Origin of the sequence: Paractinoplanes hotanensis (genome assembly GCF_023717965.1) — a bacterium.
In the GTDB taxonomy this organism is placed as follows: domain Bacteria; phylum Actinomycetota; class Actinomycetes; order Mycobacteriales; family Micromonosporaceae; genus Actinoplanes; species Actinoplanes polyasparticus.
This window is the reverse complement of the sequence record NZ_JAMQOL010000001.1, coordinates 111,416-126,244: the sequence shown is the minus strand read 5'-3', so window position 1 is coordinate 126,244 and position 14,829 is coordinate 111,416. Positions and strand designations below refer to the sequence as shown.

Sequence of the window (14,829 nt, the reverse complement as noted above, 5' to 3'; positions counted from 1 at the left end):
GTTCTTCTCTCAGCGGACCCAGCCGTCTTCTCTCAGCGGACCCAGTCGGCGAGGCGCTCCGCGATGTCGTACGACGGCAGGGTGACGGTGGCTCCGCCCCGCCGGTGCAGCTCGCCCGGCATGCCCCACACCACGGCGGTCTCCTCGGACTCGGCGATCGTCCGTCCGCCACCGGCGTGCACCTCGGCCATCTCGGACGCGCCGTCGTCGCCCATGCCGCTCAGCAGGGCGCAGACCAGCCGCTCGGCCGGCACGTGCCGGCGCGCCGAGTTGACCAGGCGATCCACGCTCGGGTGCCACCGGTACTCGGCGCCGGCCGGCACGCTCTTGACGATCAGGCTGTCCGTGCGCCGGGCCACGACCACGTCGTTGCTGCCCCGGCCCAGGTAGATGTGGCCACGTTCCGCGTTCATGATCCGGTCGACTTCGTGCACCCGCAGCCGGCAGAGGTCGTCCAGCCGGCGCGCCAGGGTGGCGGTGAACGACGCCGGGATGTGCTGCGCGACGACCACCGGAGCGCCCAGTGTGGCCGGCAGTCGCGGCAGCAGGTCGGCGAGCAGGTTGGGACCGCCGGTCGACGAGCCGATCAGCACCAGGTCGACCTCGCCGGACTGGCCGGGCCGGGTCGCGGCCGTCTGCGCGGGCGCGGACCGGAGGCGCTCACGCAGGCCGCGAGCCCGGCCGATCCGCGCCGTCGCCGCGGCGCGAACCTTGCCGACGATCTCGGCGGCGACCTCGTCGATGTTGAGCGAGACCGTGCCGCCCGGCTTGGCTACGAAGTCCACCGCGCCGAGCTCGAGCGCCTCGAAGGTGATCAGGGCGTTCTTCTCGGTCAGCGACGACAGCATGACGACCGGGGTGGGATGCTCCGCCATGATCTTGGCGAGGCAGGTCATGCCGTCCATCTCCGGCATGTTGATGTCGAGGGTCACGACATCCGGCCGTACGCGGGTCAGCTGGTCCAGGGCGTCGACGCCGTTGCGGGCCGTGTGGACCTCGAAGCCACCCTCCTCGAGGATGCCCTTGACCGCCCGGCGCATCAAGGCCGAATCGTCGACCACCAGGACGGATGTTGTCGGCACGCGAACTCTCCGCTCAGACAGCGACAAGGTCGTCGCTGGGAACGGCTTCGATCAGCGCAGCTTCCTCCAGGGCCGCGGCCTGTTCGGCCGCGAGCAACTGGTCGACCTGTACGAGCAGCAGCATCCGCTTCTGCTCGGGCAGGTTCGCCACCCGCGACACCAGCCGGGCCTGCTCAGCCGACAGCTGCGGCGCCGGCTCCAGCACCTGCCGGCCGACCCGGGCCACCTCGGCCACCGAGTCCACGATGAAGCCGGTGCGGACCCCGCCGATGATCAGCACGACGATGCGCTGACGCTCGTCGCGCTCCCCGCGTGGCAGGCCCAGCCGGGTGCGCAGGTCGACCACCGGCAGCACTGTGCCGCGCAGATTGACCAGCCCTTCGACGAAGTCGAAGGACTTCGGCACCCGGATCAGCGCCGCCGGGACCCGGATGATCTCCTGAACGGTGTCGACGTCGACCGCGTACTCCTCGTCGTCGAGCCGGAACACGACGAACAACTCCTCGTCGCCCCTGCCGTCGTCGGCCATTGATTGCTCCTCGTCAGTCTGTGGCGGGTCGTCGTGCCCCTGGTGCTCAGCGATCTCGTTGCGTACCTCCGGGGAGTCGAACATCCGGTTGACGCTGAGCACGGAGACCAGACGCTTGCCGTCCTCGAGCCGGCAGACCGACTCGACCTCGCTCCTGCGGCCGTCGCCCGCCATGAACCCCGGCAGCGGAGCCACCAGTTGGTGCGGGACGCGAAGCACCTCGCGGACCGTGTCCATCACCACGCCGACCACGCCGCCGTCGATCGAGACCACGACGATCCGGTTCTGCGGCTCCAACGGCGTGACTTGCAGGCCGAACACCCGTCGCATGCTCACCACCGGCAACAGCCGCCCCCGCAGGTCGACCACGCCGAGCACGCGGCTGCCCGCGTTCGGCACATGGCTGATCGACTCCGGCGCCTGCACGATCTCCTGAACCTGGTCGATCGGCAGCGCGTACTCCTGACCCTGCACCGCGAAGCTGACCAGCTCGAGCGTGTCGTCCAGCTCGGCGTCCGCGTCGTCGCGTTCGCTCATCGGCCGGCTCGACGCCGCCCTGTCCGTGCTCCCGGCCCGGGACGCGAGGTGGTCGAACTGGCTGCCCACCAGACGGTCCACGTCGAGGATCGTCGTCATGTCGCCGCCGTCCGCCTTGATCACGCCGACCAGCACGTCCGAGCGCACGGTGGACTGCACCGATTCGCCCGACTCCATCGCGGCCGGGTCGACGCTGATCACGCTGGCCACGCGGTCGACCACGAAGCCGAGCGGCACGCCGCCGTCCACCACGATCACCCGGGTGGTCTCGTCGTGAGGCGCCTGCTCCATGTCGCAGCAGTCCCGCAGACTCACCACCGGCAGCACCCGGCCCCGCAGGTTGGCCAGTCCCTCCAGCGAGGGTGGGCCGAGCGGCACCTTCACCACGGCCGGCATCCGGATGATCTCCTGAACCCGGCTCATCGGGAAGGCGTACCGCTCCCCGGCCATGTCGAACGTGACGTAGCCGTTGTCGTCGTCGGCAGCTTCCTCGCCGGCCGTCAGATCCTCGTCGCTGCTCATCAGTGCGATCCCCTTGCCTAGGAGCCGACGTTCTGCAACTCGTCGGCCAGGGCGGCGATCTCCTCGACCGCGGCGGCCAGCTCCTCGGCGCCCTGCGCCTGCTCGCGGGCCGCGGTCGAAGCCTGCGCGGCCAGTTGCTCGGCCTCGCTGGCCGCCGTGGAGATCTGCTCGAGGCCGGTCTTCACCTCACCGAGCACGTCGGCGATCTGCTCAGCCGACTCCTTCACCTCGGAGTTCCCGGACCGGACCTGCTGCATGTCCCGCTCGATCTCCTCGAGCCGCGCGGTCGTGGCCTTCGCCGCCTCCGCCTCGGCAAGCGCCTGCCGGCTGGTCTCCTCCAGGTCGCCACGGACCTCGACGATCCGGTCCTGTACCGCCTTGACCAGGTCCTTGATGCGGTCCGCGTTGTCCGCCGAGTCCCGGGCCAGGTTGCGGATGTCCGTGGAGACCACTGCGAAGCCCTTGCCGAACTCGCCGGCCCGCGCCGACTCGACCGACCCGTTGACCGCCAGCATGTTGGTCTGGATGGACACGTTCGCGATGGCGTCCACGATCTTGTCGATTCGACGGGAGATCTGCTCGAGCTCGCTGACCCGGCGGACGTTCTCGATGCCGTCCCGGGCCGCCGTCCCGATCGCCTCGATCATCGAGTCGACCGCCGACTTGTTCTCGCCGAGCGACGTGAGAATGATGTCCGACCGCTCGACCGCCGCGCCGCCGCGACTCGCGGACAGCTGGGCGCCCTGCTCGATCTGGTTGACCGCCTCAGCCGTCTGCTGGCCCTTCTCGGCGGCCGTGCGGGCACCGGTATTGATCTGGGTGATCGCCGTGTTGATCTGCGTGGCCGCGCGGTTGATCTCCTCGACGGCCGCCGACAGCTCCTCGGCCGCGGCCGCGACCTCCTCGGCGCTCTTGCTGATGTCGGTGCTGCTTCGCAAGCCATCGGAGATCTCGGAGAGCTCCTCCGCGGCCTGCTCGCTCTGCCGCAACGCCTGGGTCTGCTGGCCGACCGTCTGCAGGGACTCCTCGCACGCGGCGGACTGCTGTTCCGCCGCCGCCGCGATCTGCTCGGACAGGCTCTTCGCGTCACCCGCGGAACGCCGTGACTGCTGCGCCGCGTTCGCCATCTCGGTGGCGCCCGTCATGATCGTGCCCATGTCGGCCCGGATGCTCTCCAGCTGCGAGGTGATGGACTTACCCTTCTCCACCTCACCGCGCGACGTGTCAGCCGACTGCTGCACACCGGTAGCGATCGCGGTGACCCCCTCGCGTACCTCGTCGATGAGATCCCGGATCTGCCGTGCGCTGCGCTCGCTGGTCTCGGCAAGAGTGCGGACCTCGTCCGCCACCACGGCGAAGCCCTTTCCGTGCTGACGCGCTCGCGCCGCCTCGATCGCGGCGTTCAGGGCGAGCAGATTCGTCTGATCGGCGATGTGCGCGACGGTCTTGACGATCTCGCCGATCTCGTCGGCCTGCTTCTCCAGCTCGGTGATCGTCACGACGGAGGTGCTCTGGCGGGTGGCGGCGCTGTCGACGTTCGCCAGCAGACCGTTGATCCCCGAGCGGGTCTCGTTGAGCAGGTTCTGCAGCGCCTGACTGAGCTGGGCAATCTCCTGGGTGGTCTGTTCCTGGCGCCCGACCCGTTCCTCGACCTGGTTCATCGCGGCGAGACTCTGCTGAGTCGCGCCCGACGCCTCCTCGGCGCCGGCCGAGATCTGCTGCATCGACTCGGTGAGCTGGCGGGAGGCCTCGGCGGCCTCGGCGTTCTGGGCGGAGATCTCGGCGGTGGCGGCGGCGATCCGCTCGGCCGCCTGCTGTTGCTTCGCCACCGAACGGGCCTGGCGCCGGTTCGCGTCGGTGTCACCGCCGCGCGCCGCCTTGGTCGCGACCGGCGCCGACACCGGCCGGGCGGTCCGCGCGTGATCGGTGGCCCGCCCGTTGGCGGAGCTCGTCGTCAAAGGCATGGGGTGGTATCCCCTCTCTCTTGTAACTGCCGTACGCATATGCGTCATGGACACCGGAGCCGGGGAAAAACCGCTGGTGGACGGGCCTTCCTCACCTGACAAAATCCTGGCACCGGCAAGGAGCGGTACGAGGAGATATAGAGCCACTTCGACGGCGAAGGTCCCGCCCGGGCGCTGCATCGGGACATCCGTTTCGGAATTCGGACAGGTCGGCTGCGTGTACCGGCCCGTCCGGACATTCCTTAACCGCGCCTTAGGGATCTTGAGGCGCGCCGCTATCCTAGAACGCGGCATTCTCCTGGTGTCACGACGAAACAACCGGGAGGAAACATCATGAAGCGCTCGTACGTCATCGCCGCCGCTGCCGGAGCCGCGGCTGTCATCGGCCTCACCGGCACGGCCCTCGCGGCCGGCGGGGACGACAGCTCGACCCCGTCGCCGTTCGCCTCGCCCAGCGCGTCCTCCTCACCGTCCTCACCGTCCTCGTCCTCCTCTTCCGCGGAGGACTTCCGCGGCGACGGCAACCTCGACGACGACTCCACTCCGTCGCCGTTCGTCACCGTCGAGCCGGGGTCGGTCACGCCGAGCCCGCGGACCAGCAGCAGCTCGGCGTCGTCGGGCCTGGGGAGCGCGGCCGGCACAGCGGCGGCCTCGATCTCGGCCGAGCAGGCCCGGGCCAAGGCACTGTCCACCGTGGGCGGTGGCCGGGTGACGAAGGTGGAGGCGGAGACCGAGCACGGCCGGGCCGTCTGGGAGATCGAGATCTACTTCAAGGGCGTCGAGCACGACCTCGACATCGACCGCAGGACCGGCGCCGTGACCGACCACGACCGCGACCGCGACCGTGACGACGACCGCGGCCGGGGCGACGACGACCGGCACGACGACGATGACGACCACCACGGCCGCGACGACGACTGATGTGGTTGCCGGGCGGCGGCGCGGCCGGATTCGGCAGCCCCGCTGCCCGAATGTCAAGACCCTCGTGATCTTGCTTTGGCGGTGAGGTTCAGGTGAGGCTTACCTAATCCGTACCGAAAGGTTGTGGGCCTTGAACGAGTTCGCCGCCCGGATCCGCCGCGCCACCATGGTCCAGCACCGCGAAGCCGAGACCCGCAGCTTCATCTCGCGGTTGATGGCCGGCGAGGTCCCGTACGCCGGGTATGCCGCCCTGACCGCGCAGTACCTGCACATCTACCGCGAGCTCGAGGCCGCCTCCGCGTCCATGCGGGCCGACGCCGTCGCAGCCGGCTTCGCCGATCCCGTGCTGGCCCGGGTGCCCTCGCTCGAGGCCGACGTGGCCCACCTCGGCGCGGCGGCGGTCGAGCCCGTGGCGGCCACCAAGCGCTACGTCGAGCGCCTGCGCGAGCACTGCCACACCTCGCCGGCGCACTTCATCGCCCACCACTACGTCCGCTACCTGGGCGATCTCAGCGGCGGCCGCATGGTGGGCCGGTCGGTTTCCCGTACGTACGGACTGGGCGCCGAAGGCGTGTCGTTCTACACCTTCGACGGGATCCCGGACGCCAAGGCCTACAAGACCGCCTACCGCGAGCGCCTCGACCTGTTGCCGTCCGTGCTGGCCCCGGCCGCGCTGGACGACCTGCTGGCCGAGTCGCAGCACGCGTTCAAGCTCAACGCGGCGCTCTTCGTCGAGATGGGCGACCTGCACCCGGCCGAGACGGCCGCAGCCTAGAAGACCTGCGGCAGCTTCCACGTGGCGTCGGCGCCGGTGACCTTGTCGATCGAGGGGCCGAGCGTGGGCTGCACGATGGCCTTCTTGATCACCCAATTGGTCGCGAGGAGCTGGTAGCCCTCCTTGGTGGCGTAGCGGGCGCCGACCCAGTTCTTGGCGCCCACACTGCGGATCTTGGTGAGCTTGTAGGCCTTGGCGAACTCGCTCATCTTCTTGAGGAACGCGGCGACCTTGCGCAACAGGGTGGCCAGCTTCATGCCGACCGTGGCGGCGCGGGTGCCGGCCACGGCGGCCTCGATGCCGCCGGCCGCGGCGCCCGCCGCCAGGGAAGCCCCGGCGGTGATGAACGAGGAGGCCAGCGCCACGATGATCGTCACGATGAGCCAGGCGATCAGCTCGCGGACGATCTGCTCGACCAGGTGCTGGGCCTGGGCGGCGGCCTCGGCCGAGCCGTCGAGCAACTCGGCGGTCACCCGGAAGTGCTCGGCGATCTCGGCGAACGACTGGTTGACCTCGGTCAGCTCCTGGTTGAAGGCGGCGGCCGCGTCACCCTCCCAGTAGGACAACAGATCCCTGCGGGCGGCCAGCTCGGCCTCGGCGTGCTGCTCGAGCTGGGTGGCGGCGGCCCGCCAGGCCTCGGCCTTCGCGCGCAACTGATCGGGGTCGCCCGTCACGGAGTCGAGCGGGTCGGACAGGAACGCGACGATCGGCTTGATGACCGCATAGGCCTCGCCGGCCGGGCCCAGCCACTGCTCGATGCGGTCGGCGCCGCTGGGGGCCCGGGTCACCTGCCCGCTCCGAGACGGCCGGCGGCGGCCTGGTCGGTGCGCTCGTAGTCCTCGCGCAGCTCGCGGAACGCGTCGCTCAGGTCGGCGAACGCGTCGGCGCCGTTGCGCAGCGTCTCGAGGCCGTCGGTGGTGCGCTGCTCGTAGACCTCGGCGCAGTCCCGCGAGTCGGGAAGCAGGCCGAAGCTGTCCTCCGTGACGTCGGCCTCGACCAGCAGGCGGCGGGTGGTGTCGAAGGACGCGCTCAGCTCGTCCATCGCGGCGGCGTACCTGGACAGCGAATCCAGATAGACCTGTACCGGCTGTCCCACGCTGCTATTCCCCCCTGGGTGCTCCGATCGCCTCGACCACCGCCGGCGCCAGGCTCGGCGGGGAACAGACCAGCATGCAGCCCGACCCGTCGCGGAAGCCGGCCAGCAGCCTTCCGCGGCGCAGAGCCCCGGCCGGGGCCGCGACGGCACCCAGGATAGCCACCTTGTCCACCCCGTACCTCTCCCGTGCGACCTGATCGGACGGACCGAACCACTTACCCAGGCCGCTGTGCGCCCGTGGCACCACGTCGATCTCCACGATCAGCAGGCGCCGGTCGGTCACCGCCACGGCGGGGGAGGTCACAGCCCCGATGGCCGCGTGCAACAGCCGCCCCTGGGCGCCCGGCGGGCCGATCACCGCGCGGCCCCAGACGGCCTGCTGCACCGCGTTGCCGGGAAACGTGCCCAGTCCCACTAGGATGGTCGGGTCCAGCAGGTCGATCAGTTCGTCGCGCACCGAGGCGTCCTCGGTCGTGCCGGGGTCCTGCACCAGCGGCGCGGCGGCGAGCAGCCGTTCGCCGCCGGCCAGCAGGCCGTCGAACGCGGGCGCGACCTTCGTGGTGTAGTCCTTCACCGCCATCGCACCAGAATGGCATGTCCGCGGGAGGCCCTCGATGCCGCAGTTCCACGATTTCACCGACCTCGCGGCGTACGCCCAGGAACAGCTCGACCGGGTCAGCCGGATGCAGGCCGACATGGCCGCCGCGGCCGGCGAGGGCGTGTCGCCGCAGCGTTACGCCCGGGCCCGCACCGGCCCCGGCGGCAAGGTGCTCGAGCTGCGCCTCGACCCCGACGCGGCGGGGCTGCCGCTCGACGACCTCACCGGCGAGATCGTGGCCGCCGTCAGCGCGGCTCAAGCCGACTACGCCACGCAGACCGACGCCATCATGGCCCCGATCCTCGAGTCCCGCCCCACCGGCGACACGATCGACGACGGCATCCGCCGCCTGGACGCCCTGACCGACGACCTCGACCGCCTGATGCGCCGCCCCGACCTGCGCTGACGGACGGTCAGGACTGAGCCTAGGTTCCTAGGATGGTCTACGGGCTGCGATCATGAGCACGTGGAGACCCCTTACGTGGCCGTCGACGTCGATGTGATGGATCGGAACCTGCGCGCCATGGCGGCGAGCGCGGGGGAGCGCGGGCTGGCTCTGCGGCCGCACGCCAAGACTCACAAGACGGTGGAGATCGCGCGGCGGCAGATCGAGCTCGGTGCGGCCGGACTGACGGTGGCGACCGTGCGGGAGGCCGAGATCTTCGCGGACGGCGGGGCTGGGGACATCTTCATCGCGTACCCGGTCTGGCCTTCGCCCGAGCGTGCCCGGCGCCTGCGGGCCCTGAGCGAGCGGATCGCCCTGCGCGTCGGCATCGACTCCGTCGAGAGCGCGGACGCCCTGACCCGGGCCGTCGGGCCGCTCGACGTGCTGGTCGAGGTGGACAGCGGCCACCACCGCAGCGGCGTGCAGCCCGACGGCGCCGCGGCGCTCACCGAGGCCGCCGCGAAGGCCGGGCACCGGGTGCGCGGCATCTTCACCTTCCCCGGTCACGGGTACGGGCCCGGCCTCCGGGAGCAGGCGGCGTCCGACGAGGCTCGCGCGCTGGTCGACGCCGATCCGCACGCCGAGGTTCGCAGTGGCGGCTCCACGCCGACCGCGGGGCTGGCCGGCATCGGGCCGCTCAACGAGATCCGGCCCGGCGTGTACGTCTTCAACGACGCGCAACAGGTCGAGCTGGGCACCTGCGACTTCGACGCGGTGGCCCTGACCGTGGCGGCGACGGTCGTCAGCCGTACGGGAAACCGGGCCATCGTCGACGCCGGCAGCAAGATCCTCGGCGCCGACCGGCTGGCCTGGGCGACCGGCTTCGGCCGCCTTCCGGACTTCCCGTCGGCGCGCGTGGTCGCCCTCTCCGAGCACCACGCCACCATCGAGTTCGCGGACGCTGTGCCCGCCCGCGGCGATGTGCTACGCGTGGCCCCGAACCACGTCTGTGCCACCGTCAACCTCGCCGACGATCTGGTCGTCGTCTCCGAGGGCCGCGAGGTCGACCGGTGGCGCGTCGCCGCCCGCGGCGCCAACACCTGAGTGGGATCGCACCGAGTGCGAGCGGCGGCCGCCGTCACCGACTGGTCCGGACCGCAGTAATTTGTCGGGGTGACCACGCCGTACCGCTCCGAGATCCGCCTCCCGCTCGACGACCCCGCCGCCCAGCGGGACGTGATCGCCCTGGGATACCGCCGGGAAGGGATAGCCCGGGGTGCGGGGCCCGACCGGCAGGACATGACGGTCTGGGCGCGGCTGGCCGACGACCCCGAGGGGCCGGCGCCGCGGGTGCTGCCCGACCTGCCGGGCGGCGAGCTCACCGACGGGGTGATCCGGGTTCGGCCGCTGCGGCCGGAGGATCTGGAGGGCTGGTACCAGCTGCGCAGCCTGCCGGAGGTGGTGGCGACCTCGGTGCCGCCCGAGGCGCCGCCCCGGGCCGAGGTCGAGCGTCTTTTCGCGTACGCGGAAGGTCGTTGGCTGGCCGGGGAGGTGGCCGCCATGAGCATCGTCGACGCGCGCAGCGGGTCGTTCGCCGGGCAGATCGCGCTGTATTACTTCCAGCCGCACCACCGCGAGGGCATGCTCGGCTACGGAGTCCTGCCGGCGTTCCGCGGCCGCGGGTACGCGCGGCGGGCGGTCGAGCTGGTCACGAGGTGGGCGCTCAACGACGTGCGGCTGCAGCGGGTGGTCGCGGGCACGGCGGCCGACAACATCGCCTCGCAGCGAACGCTGCAACGGGCCGGTTTCGAGGTGGAGGCGCGCCAGATCGGCATGTTGCCCGCTCCGGGCGGGGGCCGTGCCGACAGCGTGCTTTTTGTCAGACGCCGCCTTTAGGGTCTAGCCATGATTGCGCATCCGGGGTTGCGTTTCGCCGACCACACCGTGACCGTGCCGCTCGACCACCGTGATCCGGGCGGCGAGACGATCGAGGTCTTCGCCCGTGCGGTCGTCGCGGCCGACAGATCCGGCGAGGGGCTGCCCTGGCTGGTGTTCCTGCAGGGCGGGCCGGGTGGCAAGTCGCCGCGTCCGCTGCGGGCCGAGGGGTGGCTGGCACGGGCCGTGCGGAGCCACCGGGTGCTGCTGCTCGACCAGCGCGGCACCGGGCGCAGCACGCCCCTGACGGCCGGGTCGGTGGGTGACCGCTCGGCGAAGGAGCTGGCCGACTATCTGCGGCTGTTCCGGGCCGACAGCATCGTGGCCGACGCCGAGGTGCTGCGGGCGCGGCTCGCCGGGGGCGAGCGGTGGGACACGCTGGGGCAGAGCTACGGCGGCTTCGTGACGATGACCTACCTGTCGCAGGCGCCTTCGGCGTTGCGTACGTGCTATGTCACGGGCGGCTTGCCGGGGCTCACGGCCACGGCTGACGACGTCTACGCGCGCACCTACCCGCGGGTGGCCGCCAAGAACGCCGCCTTCTATCGGCAGTTCCCCGGCGATGTGGCTGCCGTGCGCCGCATCGCCGACCACCTGACGGCGGAGGACGTGCGCCTGCCCGACGGCGATCGGCTGACCGCCGAACGGTTCCGGTCGATCGGCAACGTCTTCGGCATGAGCTACGGCTACGCGCAGGTGCACTGGCTGCTCGACGAGGCCTGGCACGGCGACCGGTTGTCGGCGACGTTCCTGCACGAGGTGCTGGCGCTCACCGGCTTCGTCGACAAGCCGCTGTTCGCGCTGCAGGAATACTGCTACGGCGGCGCGGGCGGCTCGCCGACCGGCTGGGCGGCGGCCCGGGCGCTGGCGCAGCGGCCCGAGTTCGCCGCCGACGCCGACCCGCTGCTGTTCACCGGCGAGATGATGTACCCCTGGATGTTCGAGCAGATCGCCGCCCTGCGCCCCTTCGCCGGCGCCGCCGATCTGCTGGCCGGGGCCGGCGACTGGCCGCCGCTCTACGATCTGGGGCAGCTCGCGGCCAACGAGGTCCCGGTCGTCGCCGCGGTCTACGCCGACGACATGTACGTGGACATGGGGCTCTCACTCGAGACGGCGGCCGCGGTCGGCAACGTCCGCACGTGGATCACCAACGAGTACGAGCACGACGGCGTGCGCACCGGCGGCGAAGCGGTGCTGGGCCGCCTCATGGACATGGCCGCCGGCCTGGCCTGAGCCTCAGTCCGAGAGGGCCGGATCGGGCAGCACGGACGGACCGGCACGCGCCACGATCCTGTTGCAGGCCGCGATGGCCAGGGCGCCACGTACGCCCAGCAGCGCGTTGCGACCTACTTTCCTGGCTGGCATGTGGTTTCCGGCCGGATGAATTGGACTGGCGGGTCCATTTTTGCGCGGTCACAGTTGCCGGCATGAACCACTACTACCTTCTGGGCCGGTCGGGTCTGCGGGTCAGCCGCCTCGCCCTGGGCACCATGAACTTCGGCACCGGTGGATGGCACGCGGCGTACGGGAAAACGGAGGAGGAGTCCGAGCCGATCTTCCGCCGGTACGTGGAGTCGGGCGGGAACTTCATCGACACCGCCGATTTCTACACCGCGGGCGAGAGCGAGCGGATACTCGGCCGGCTGATCGCCCGGGCCGGCAACCGGGATCGGCTCGTGCTGACCAGTAAATACACCAACAGCGTGGACCCGAGCGACCCCAACGCCAGCGGCAACGGGCGCAAGCACATGATCCGCGCGGTCGAGGCGTCGCTGAAGCGGCTCGGCACCGACCACCTCGACCTCTACCTGCTGCACACCTGGGACCGGATCACCCCCGTCGAGGAGGTCGTGCGGACCTTCGACGACCTCGTCCGCGCCGGCAAGATCCGCTACGCCGGGCTGTCGGACGTTCCGGCCTGGTACGCCGCCCGCGCGCAGAGCTATGCCGAGGCGCACGCGCTGACGCCGATGGTCACCCTGCAACTTCCGTACGGGCTGACGATGCGTGACGTCGAGCACGAGTACGCGCCGATGGCCCAGAATCTGGGCATCGGCCTCACGGCGTGGAGTCCGCTGGGCGGCGGCATCCTCACCGGCAAATACCAGCGGGCCGGCCAGGGGGTGGTCGGCGAAGGCCGGTTGGGCGACCCCGGCGTCGCCGCTCCGAAGATCGACGACAACACGTGGCGGATCGTCGGAGCGCTCGAGGAGGTCGCCGAGGGGCTCGGGCGGCCCATGGCCCAGGTGGCGCTGAACTGGGTGGTCACCCAGCCTGGGGTCGCTTCGGCCGTGGCCGGCGCCAGCAGCGAGAAGCAGTTGGCGGGGAACCTGGCCGCTCTCGACTTCGAGATTCCGGCCGACGCCCGGCGCCGGCTCGACGAGGCCAGCGCGCCCCGGACGCCGCAGCTGTACTCGATGTTCACCCCGGAGTACCAGGCTATGGTGGTCAGTCCGGGGCTGAGCATCGGTGACAAGCCGGCCGGCTACGCGCCCCCGGTCCTCAACGGCGCCGGTTCCTGAGCACGGGCTCACCATCTCGAGGAGGCCTCCATGGCGACGCGGACGCTGACCCGCAAGGGGGAACAGACCCGCCGGCGGATCGTGCTCGGCGCCTCGGCCGAGATCCTCGAGAGCGGCGTCGAAGAGATGCGGCTCGAGGACATCATGGCGCGCACGGCCACCAGCAAGGGTCAGCTGTTCCACTACTTCCCCGGCGGGCGCGAAGAGCTGGTCCTGGCCGTCGCGCGGCACGAGACCGAACAGGCGCTGCGGGAACAGACCGCGGCGTTCCGCCGGTTCGACTCGTGGGCCGGCTGGCAGCGCTGGCGCGACGACATGGTGGCCTGGTATCACGACCGTGGCCTGCGGTGCCCACTCCTCGGCCTGCTCAACGCCGATGCGAGCCGCCGCATGCCCGAGGCGCAGGCCGTCATGGTCGCCTTCATGGCGGACTGGCAGGCGGTGCTGATCGAGGGTCTGCGCCGCCTCCAGGCCACCGGCTACGTCGCCGCGCACGTCGACGTCGAGAAGGCCGGCGCCGCTCTGCTGGCCGGCCTCCAGGGCGGCATCCTCCTGATGATCACGACGAAGCGGATCGACCACCTGGAGGCGGCCATCGATCAGGCGGCCGCCGCCCTGCGCGCCTGATCAGTGCGGGCTGACCTGTAGGCGCGTGCCGGCCCAGGCTGCCTCGCGCAGGGTGGCCAGGAGGCGTTCCTGACCGTCGGCGTCCTGACGGTCGATGAAGAGCACCCCGTCGAGGTGGTCGGTCTCGTGCTGGACGCACCGGGCCAGCAGGCCGGCGCCCACGATCTGCACCGGGTCGCCGTGCTTGGTCAGCCCGCGGGCAACCACGTTGAGGCGGCGCCTGGTGTCCAGATAGATGCCGGGGATCGACAGGCAGCCCTCGGGGCCGTACTGCTCCTCGTCGTCGGGGAACTCGAGGCCCGGGTTGATGAGGTGGTCGAGCCCCAGGTCGTTGCCCGGCAGGTCGGGGTTGATGGCGAAAACCCGCAGCCCGACCCCGATCTGCGGAGCGGCCAGCCCGGCCCCGCGCGATTGGGCGAGGGTCTCGCCGAGGTCGTCGACGAGCCTGTGCAGCTCCGCGTCGAACACGGTGACCGGCTCGGCGACCTGACGCAGCACCGGGTCGCCGACCTTCCGGATGTCCATCACGGTCATGTGGCACCTCCCCCTGACGACGGTAGCGAAGTCAGCCGTTGCGCCGGTTTTCGCCCCCAGGTGTTCACCCTGTGAGATCCGCCGCCGCGGTCACCCCGTCACCCGGTCAACTTGCGTGTCCCCGTACGGAAGCAGGTGCACTGATGAACCCCCACGGGTGGCCGCCCCGCGACGCCCGTCGCCCGACGGCCACCGCCCGCTGTGCCCCGGCCCTGCGCCACCGCCATGCGACCCGGTTGACAGCCCGCCGCTCCCCACGCAGCCGCGAAGCCGCCCGCCGCCTCTTCCCCCGGGTGCCCCAGCCCTAGCCTCACCCGCTCGTGCGACGCAGATCGTGGCGCTACGAGACGGGCCGGCTGGCGCTCAGCGTCGCGGTCGCGCTCGGGCAAGTCACCGGCATGCCCGGCCCGATCATCGATTCGCTGCGATCCGACACCGCGCTCTGGGACGGCCTGCGTAAGGTCAGCTCGCCGATCTACCACGAGACCCGGTCGGTCAACGACGCTCCGCAACCGCAGGAGTTCGCGCGACAAGCCGCCCGGATCGACCTGATCGTGGGTGAACGCAACCGCGGACGAGCACCGTACGGAACCACGTTCGACGACGTGGCCCGCCGCACTCCGCGCGCCGTCGTGCATCAGCTGGCAGGGCAGGCGCACCTGGCGCACCTGGAGGCCCCCGATCAGCTCGCCGCGCTGGTGAGCCGGTTGCATCACGTCACAGCCTGACCTGGAACGCGAGGCGGAAGGCGAGGAGGAGGTGGGCGGCGACAGCGCCTGGTGTCGGGGACCACGGGCAGACC

At 71.1% G+C, this 14,829-nt stretch carries 17 protein-coding genes; 9 read left to right on the top strand and 8 right to left on the bottom strand.

Features of this window, described 5'->3' with window-relative positions; translation table 11 throughout:
- Positions 1-32: 32 nt before the first annotated feature.
- Genes cheB through LXN57_RS00560 form a run of 3 tightly spaced genes read right to left on the bottom strand, consistent with a single transcriptional unit; the run spans position 33 to position 4,634 of the window.
- Positions 33-1,082, bottom strand: a complete 1,050-nt coding sequence (cheB, locus tag LXN57_RS00570; RefSeq protein WP_285904580.1) for a chemotaxis-specific protein-glutamate methyltransferase CheB — start codon at positions 1,080-1,082, stop codon at positions 33-35.
- Positions 1,083-1,095: 13 nt separating this feature from the next.
- Positions 1,096-2,670: a chemotaxis protein CheW gene (locus LXN57_RS00565; protein ID WP_251796075.1), complete on the bottom strand. Its 1,575-nt coding sequence runs from the start codon at positions 2,668-2,670 to the stop codon at positions 1,096-1,098.
- A 17-nt stretch (positions 2,671-2,687) separates the two neighbouring features.
- Positions 2,688-4,634: a methyl-accepting chemotaxis protein gene (locus tag LXN57_RS00560; protein ID WP_438872816.1), complete on the bottom strand. Its 1,947-nt coding sequence runs from the start codon at positions 4,632-4,634 to the stop codon at positions 2,688-2,690.
- A 333-nt stretch (positions 4,635-4,967) separates the two neighbouring features.
- Between LXN57_RS00560 and LXN57_RS00555 the strand changes: the two genes are divergently transcribed.
- Positions 4,968-5,555, top strand: coding sequence for a PepSY domain-containing protein (locus LXN57_RS00555; protein WP_251796073.1), 588 nt, complete (start codon positions 4,968-4,970; stop codon positions 5,553-5,555).
- A 130-nt stretch (positions 5,556-5,685) separates the two neighbouring features.
- Positions 5,686-6,330, top strand: coding sequence for a biliverdin-producing heme oxygenase (locus LXN57_RS00550; RefSeq protein ID WP_251796072.1), 645 nt, complete (start codon positions 5,686-5,688; stop codon positions 6,328-6,330).
- On the opposite strand, the gene LXN57_RS00545 is transcribed toward LXN57_RS00550, so the two are convergent.
- From LXN57_RS00545 to LXN57_RS00535, 3 genes are read right to left on the bottom strand one after another with little or no spacing between them, the layout of a single operon-like run.
- Entirely contained in the window at positions 6,327-7,118 is a 792-nt protein-coding gene (locus tag LXN57_RS00545; protein ID WP_251796071.1) for a WXG100 family type VII secretion target, read from the bottom strand. The genes LXN57_RS00550 and LXN57_RS00545 overlap by 4 nt on opposite strands.
- Positions 7,115-7,426: a hypothetical protein gene (locus LXN57_RS00540; protein ID WP_251796070.1), complete on the bottom strand. Its 312-nt coding sequence runs from the start codon at positions 7,424-7,426 to the stop codon at positions 7,115-7,117. Before LXN57_RS00540 ends, LXN57_RS00545 begins: the two co-directional genes overlap by 4 nt.
- Positions 7,427-7,430: 4 nt before the next feature.
- Positions 7,431-8,006 carry a hypothetical protein gene (locus LXN57_RS00535; RefSeq protein ID WP_251796069.1) on the bottom strand — a complete coding sequence of 192 codons (576 nt, stop codon included), beginning with the start codon at positions 8,004-8,006 and terminating at the stop codon, positions 7,431-7,433.
- A 34-nt stretch (positions 8,007-8,040) separates the two neighbouring features.
- On the opposite strand from LXN57_RS00535, the gene LXN57_RS00530 reads away from it, so the two are divergent.
- From LXN57_RS00530 to LXN57_RS00515, 4 genes are all read left to right on the top strand, one after another.
- Positions 8,041-8,430, top strand: a complete 390-nt coding sequence (locus tag LXN57_RS00530) for a YbaB/EbfC family nucleoid-associated protein (RefSeq protein WP_251796068.1) — start codon at positions 8,041-8,043, stop codon at positions 8,428-8,430.
- Positions 8,431-8,490: 60 nt separating this feature from the next.
- Positions 8,491-9,513 carry an alanine racemase gene (locus LXN57_RS00525; RefSeq protein ID WP_285904579.1) on the top strand — a complete coding sequence of 341 codons (1,023 nt, stop codon included), beginning with the start codon at positions 8,491-8,493 and terminating at the stop codon, positions 9,511-9,513.
- A gap of 69 nt (positions 9,514-9,582) precedes the next feature.
- Positions 9,583-10,305, top strand: a complete 723-nt coding sequence (locus LXN57_RS00520; protein WP_251796067.1) for a GNAT family N-acetyltransferase — start codon at positions 9,583-9,585, stop codon at positions 10,303-10,305.
- Between the two features lie 9 nt (positions 10,306-10,314).
- Positions 10,315-11,577 carry an alpha/beta fold hydrolase gene (locus LXN57_RS00515; protein ID WP_251796066.1) on the top strand — a complete coding sequence of 421 codons (1,263 nt, stop codon included), beginning with the start codon at positions 10,315-10,317 and terminating at the stop codon, positions 11,575-11,577.
- A 3-nt stretch (positions 11,578-11,580) separates the two neighbouring features.
- On the opposite strand, the gene LXN57_RS47800 is transcribed toward LXN57_RS00515, so the two are convergent.
- Positions 11,581-11,709 (bottom strand): hypothetical protein, encoded by a 129-nt coding sequence (locus LXN57_RS47800; protein ID WP_285904578.1) that lies wholly within the window; start codon positions 11,707-11,709, stop codon positions 11,581-11,583.
- 62 nt (positions 11,710-11,771) lie between these two features.
- On the opposite strand from LXN57_RS47800, the gene LXN57_RS00510 reads away from it, so the two are divergent.
- Both LXN57_RS00510 and LXN57_RS00505 read left to right on the top strand, forming a co-directional pair.
- A complete protein-coding gene (locus LXN57_RS00510; RefSeq protein ID WP_251796065.1) occupies positions 11,772-12,866 on the top strand; it encodes an aldo/keto reductase in 1,095 nt (364 codons plus the stop codon).
- Positions 12,867-12,896: 30 nt separating this feature from the next.
- The gene (locus tag LXN57_RS00505; RefSeq protein ID WP_251796064.1) at positions 12,897-13,493 is read left to right on the top strand and encodes a TetR/AcrR family transcriptional regulator; all 597 of its coding nucleotides are present in this window, start codon (positions 12,897-12,899) and stop codon (positions 13,491-13,493) included.
- Here the strand turns inward: LXN57_RS00505 and def are convergent, their stop codons facing one another.
- A complete protein-coding gene (def, locus tag LXN57_RS00500; RefSeq protein ID WP_251796063.1) occupies positions 13,494-14,027 on the bottom strand; it encodes a peptide deformylase in 534 nt (177 codons plus the stop codon). It lies immediately after the preceding gene.
- Between the two features lie 320 nt (positions 14,028-14,347).
- Here def and LXN57_RS00495 point away from each other — a divergent pair, with 320 nt between their 5' ends.
- Positions 14,348-14,755, top strand: coding sequence for a hypothetical protein (locus LXN57_RS00495; protein WP_251796062.1), 408 nt, complete (start codon positions 14,348-14,350; stop codon positions 14,753-14,755).
- The last annotated feature ends 74 nt before the right edge of the window (positions 14,756-14,829 follow it).

Coding starts and splice junctions, on each gene's coding strand:
- LXN57_RS00565 (WP_251796075.1), bottom strand. CDS start 2,670: ATGAGCAGCGACGAGGATCTGACGGCCGGCGAGGAAGCTGCCGACGAC.
- LXN57_RS00515 (WP_251796066.1), top strand. CDS start 10,315: ATGATTGCGCATCCGGGGTTGCGTTTCGCCGACCACACCGTGACCGTG.
- LXN57_RS00535 (WP_251796069.1), bottom strand. CDS start 8,006: ATGGCGGTGAAGGACTACACCACGAAGGTCGCGCCCGCGTTCGACGGC.
- LXN57_RS00505 (WP_251796064.1), top strand. CDS start 12,897: ATGGCGACGCGGACGCTGACCCGCAAGGGGGAACAGACCCGCCGGCGG.
- LXN57_RS00510 (WP_251796065.1), top strand. CDS start 11,772: ATGAACCACTACTACCTTCTGGGCCGGTCGGGTCTGCGGGTCAGCCGC.
- LXN57_RS00560 (WP_438872816.1), bottom strand. CDS start 4,634: ATGCCTTTGACGACGAGCTCCGCCAACGGGCGGGCCACCGATCACGCG.
- LXN57_RS00530 (WP_251796068.1), top strand. CDS start 8,041: ATGCCGCAGTTCCACGATTTCACCGACCTCGCGGCGTACGCCCAGGAA.
- LXN57_RS00555 (WP_251796073.1), top strand. CDS start 4,968: ATGAAGCGCTCGTACGTCATCGCCGCCGCTGCCGGAGCCGCGGCTGTC.
- LXN57_RS47800 (WP_285904578.1), bottom strand. CDS start 11,709: ATGCCAGCCAGGAAAGTAGGTCGCAACGCGCTGCTGGGCGTACGTGGC.
- def (WP_251796063.1), bottom strand. CDS start 14,027: ATGACCGTGATGGACATCCGGAAGGTCGGCGACCCGGTGCTGCGTCAG.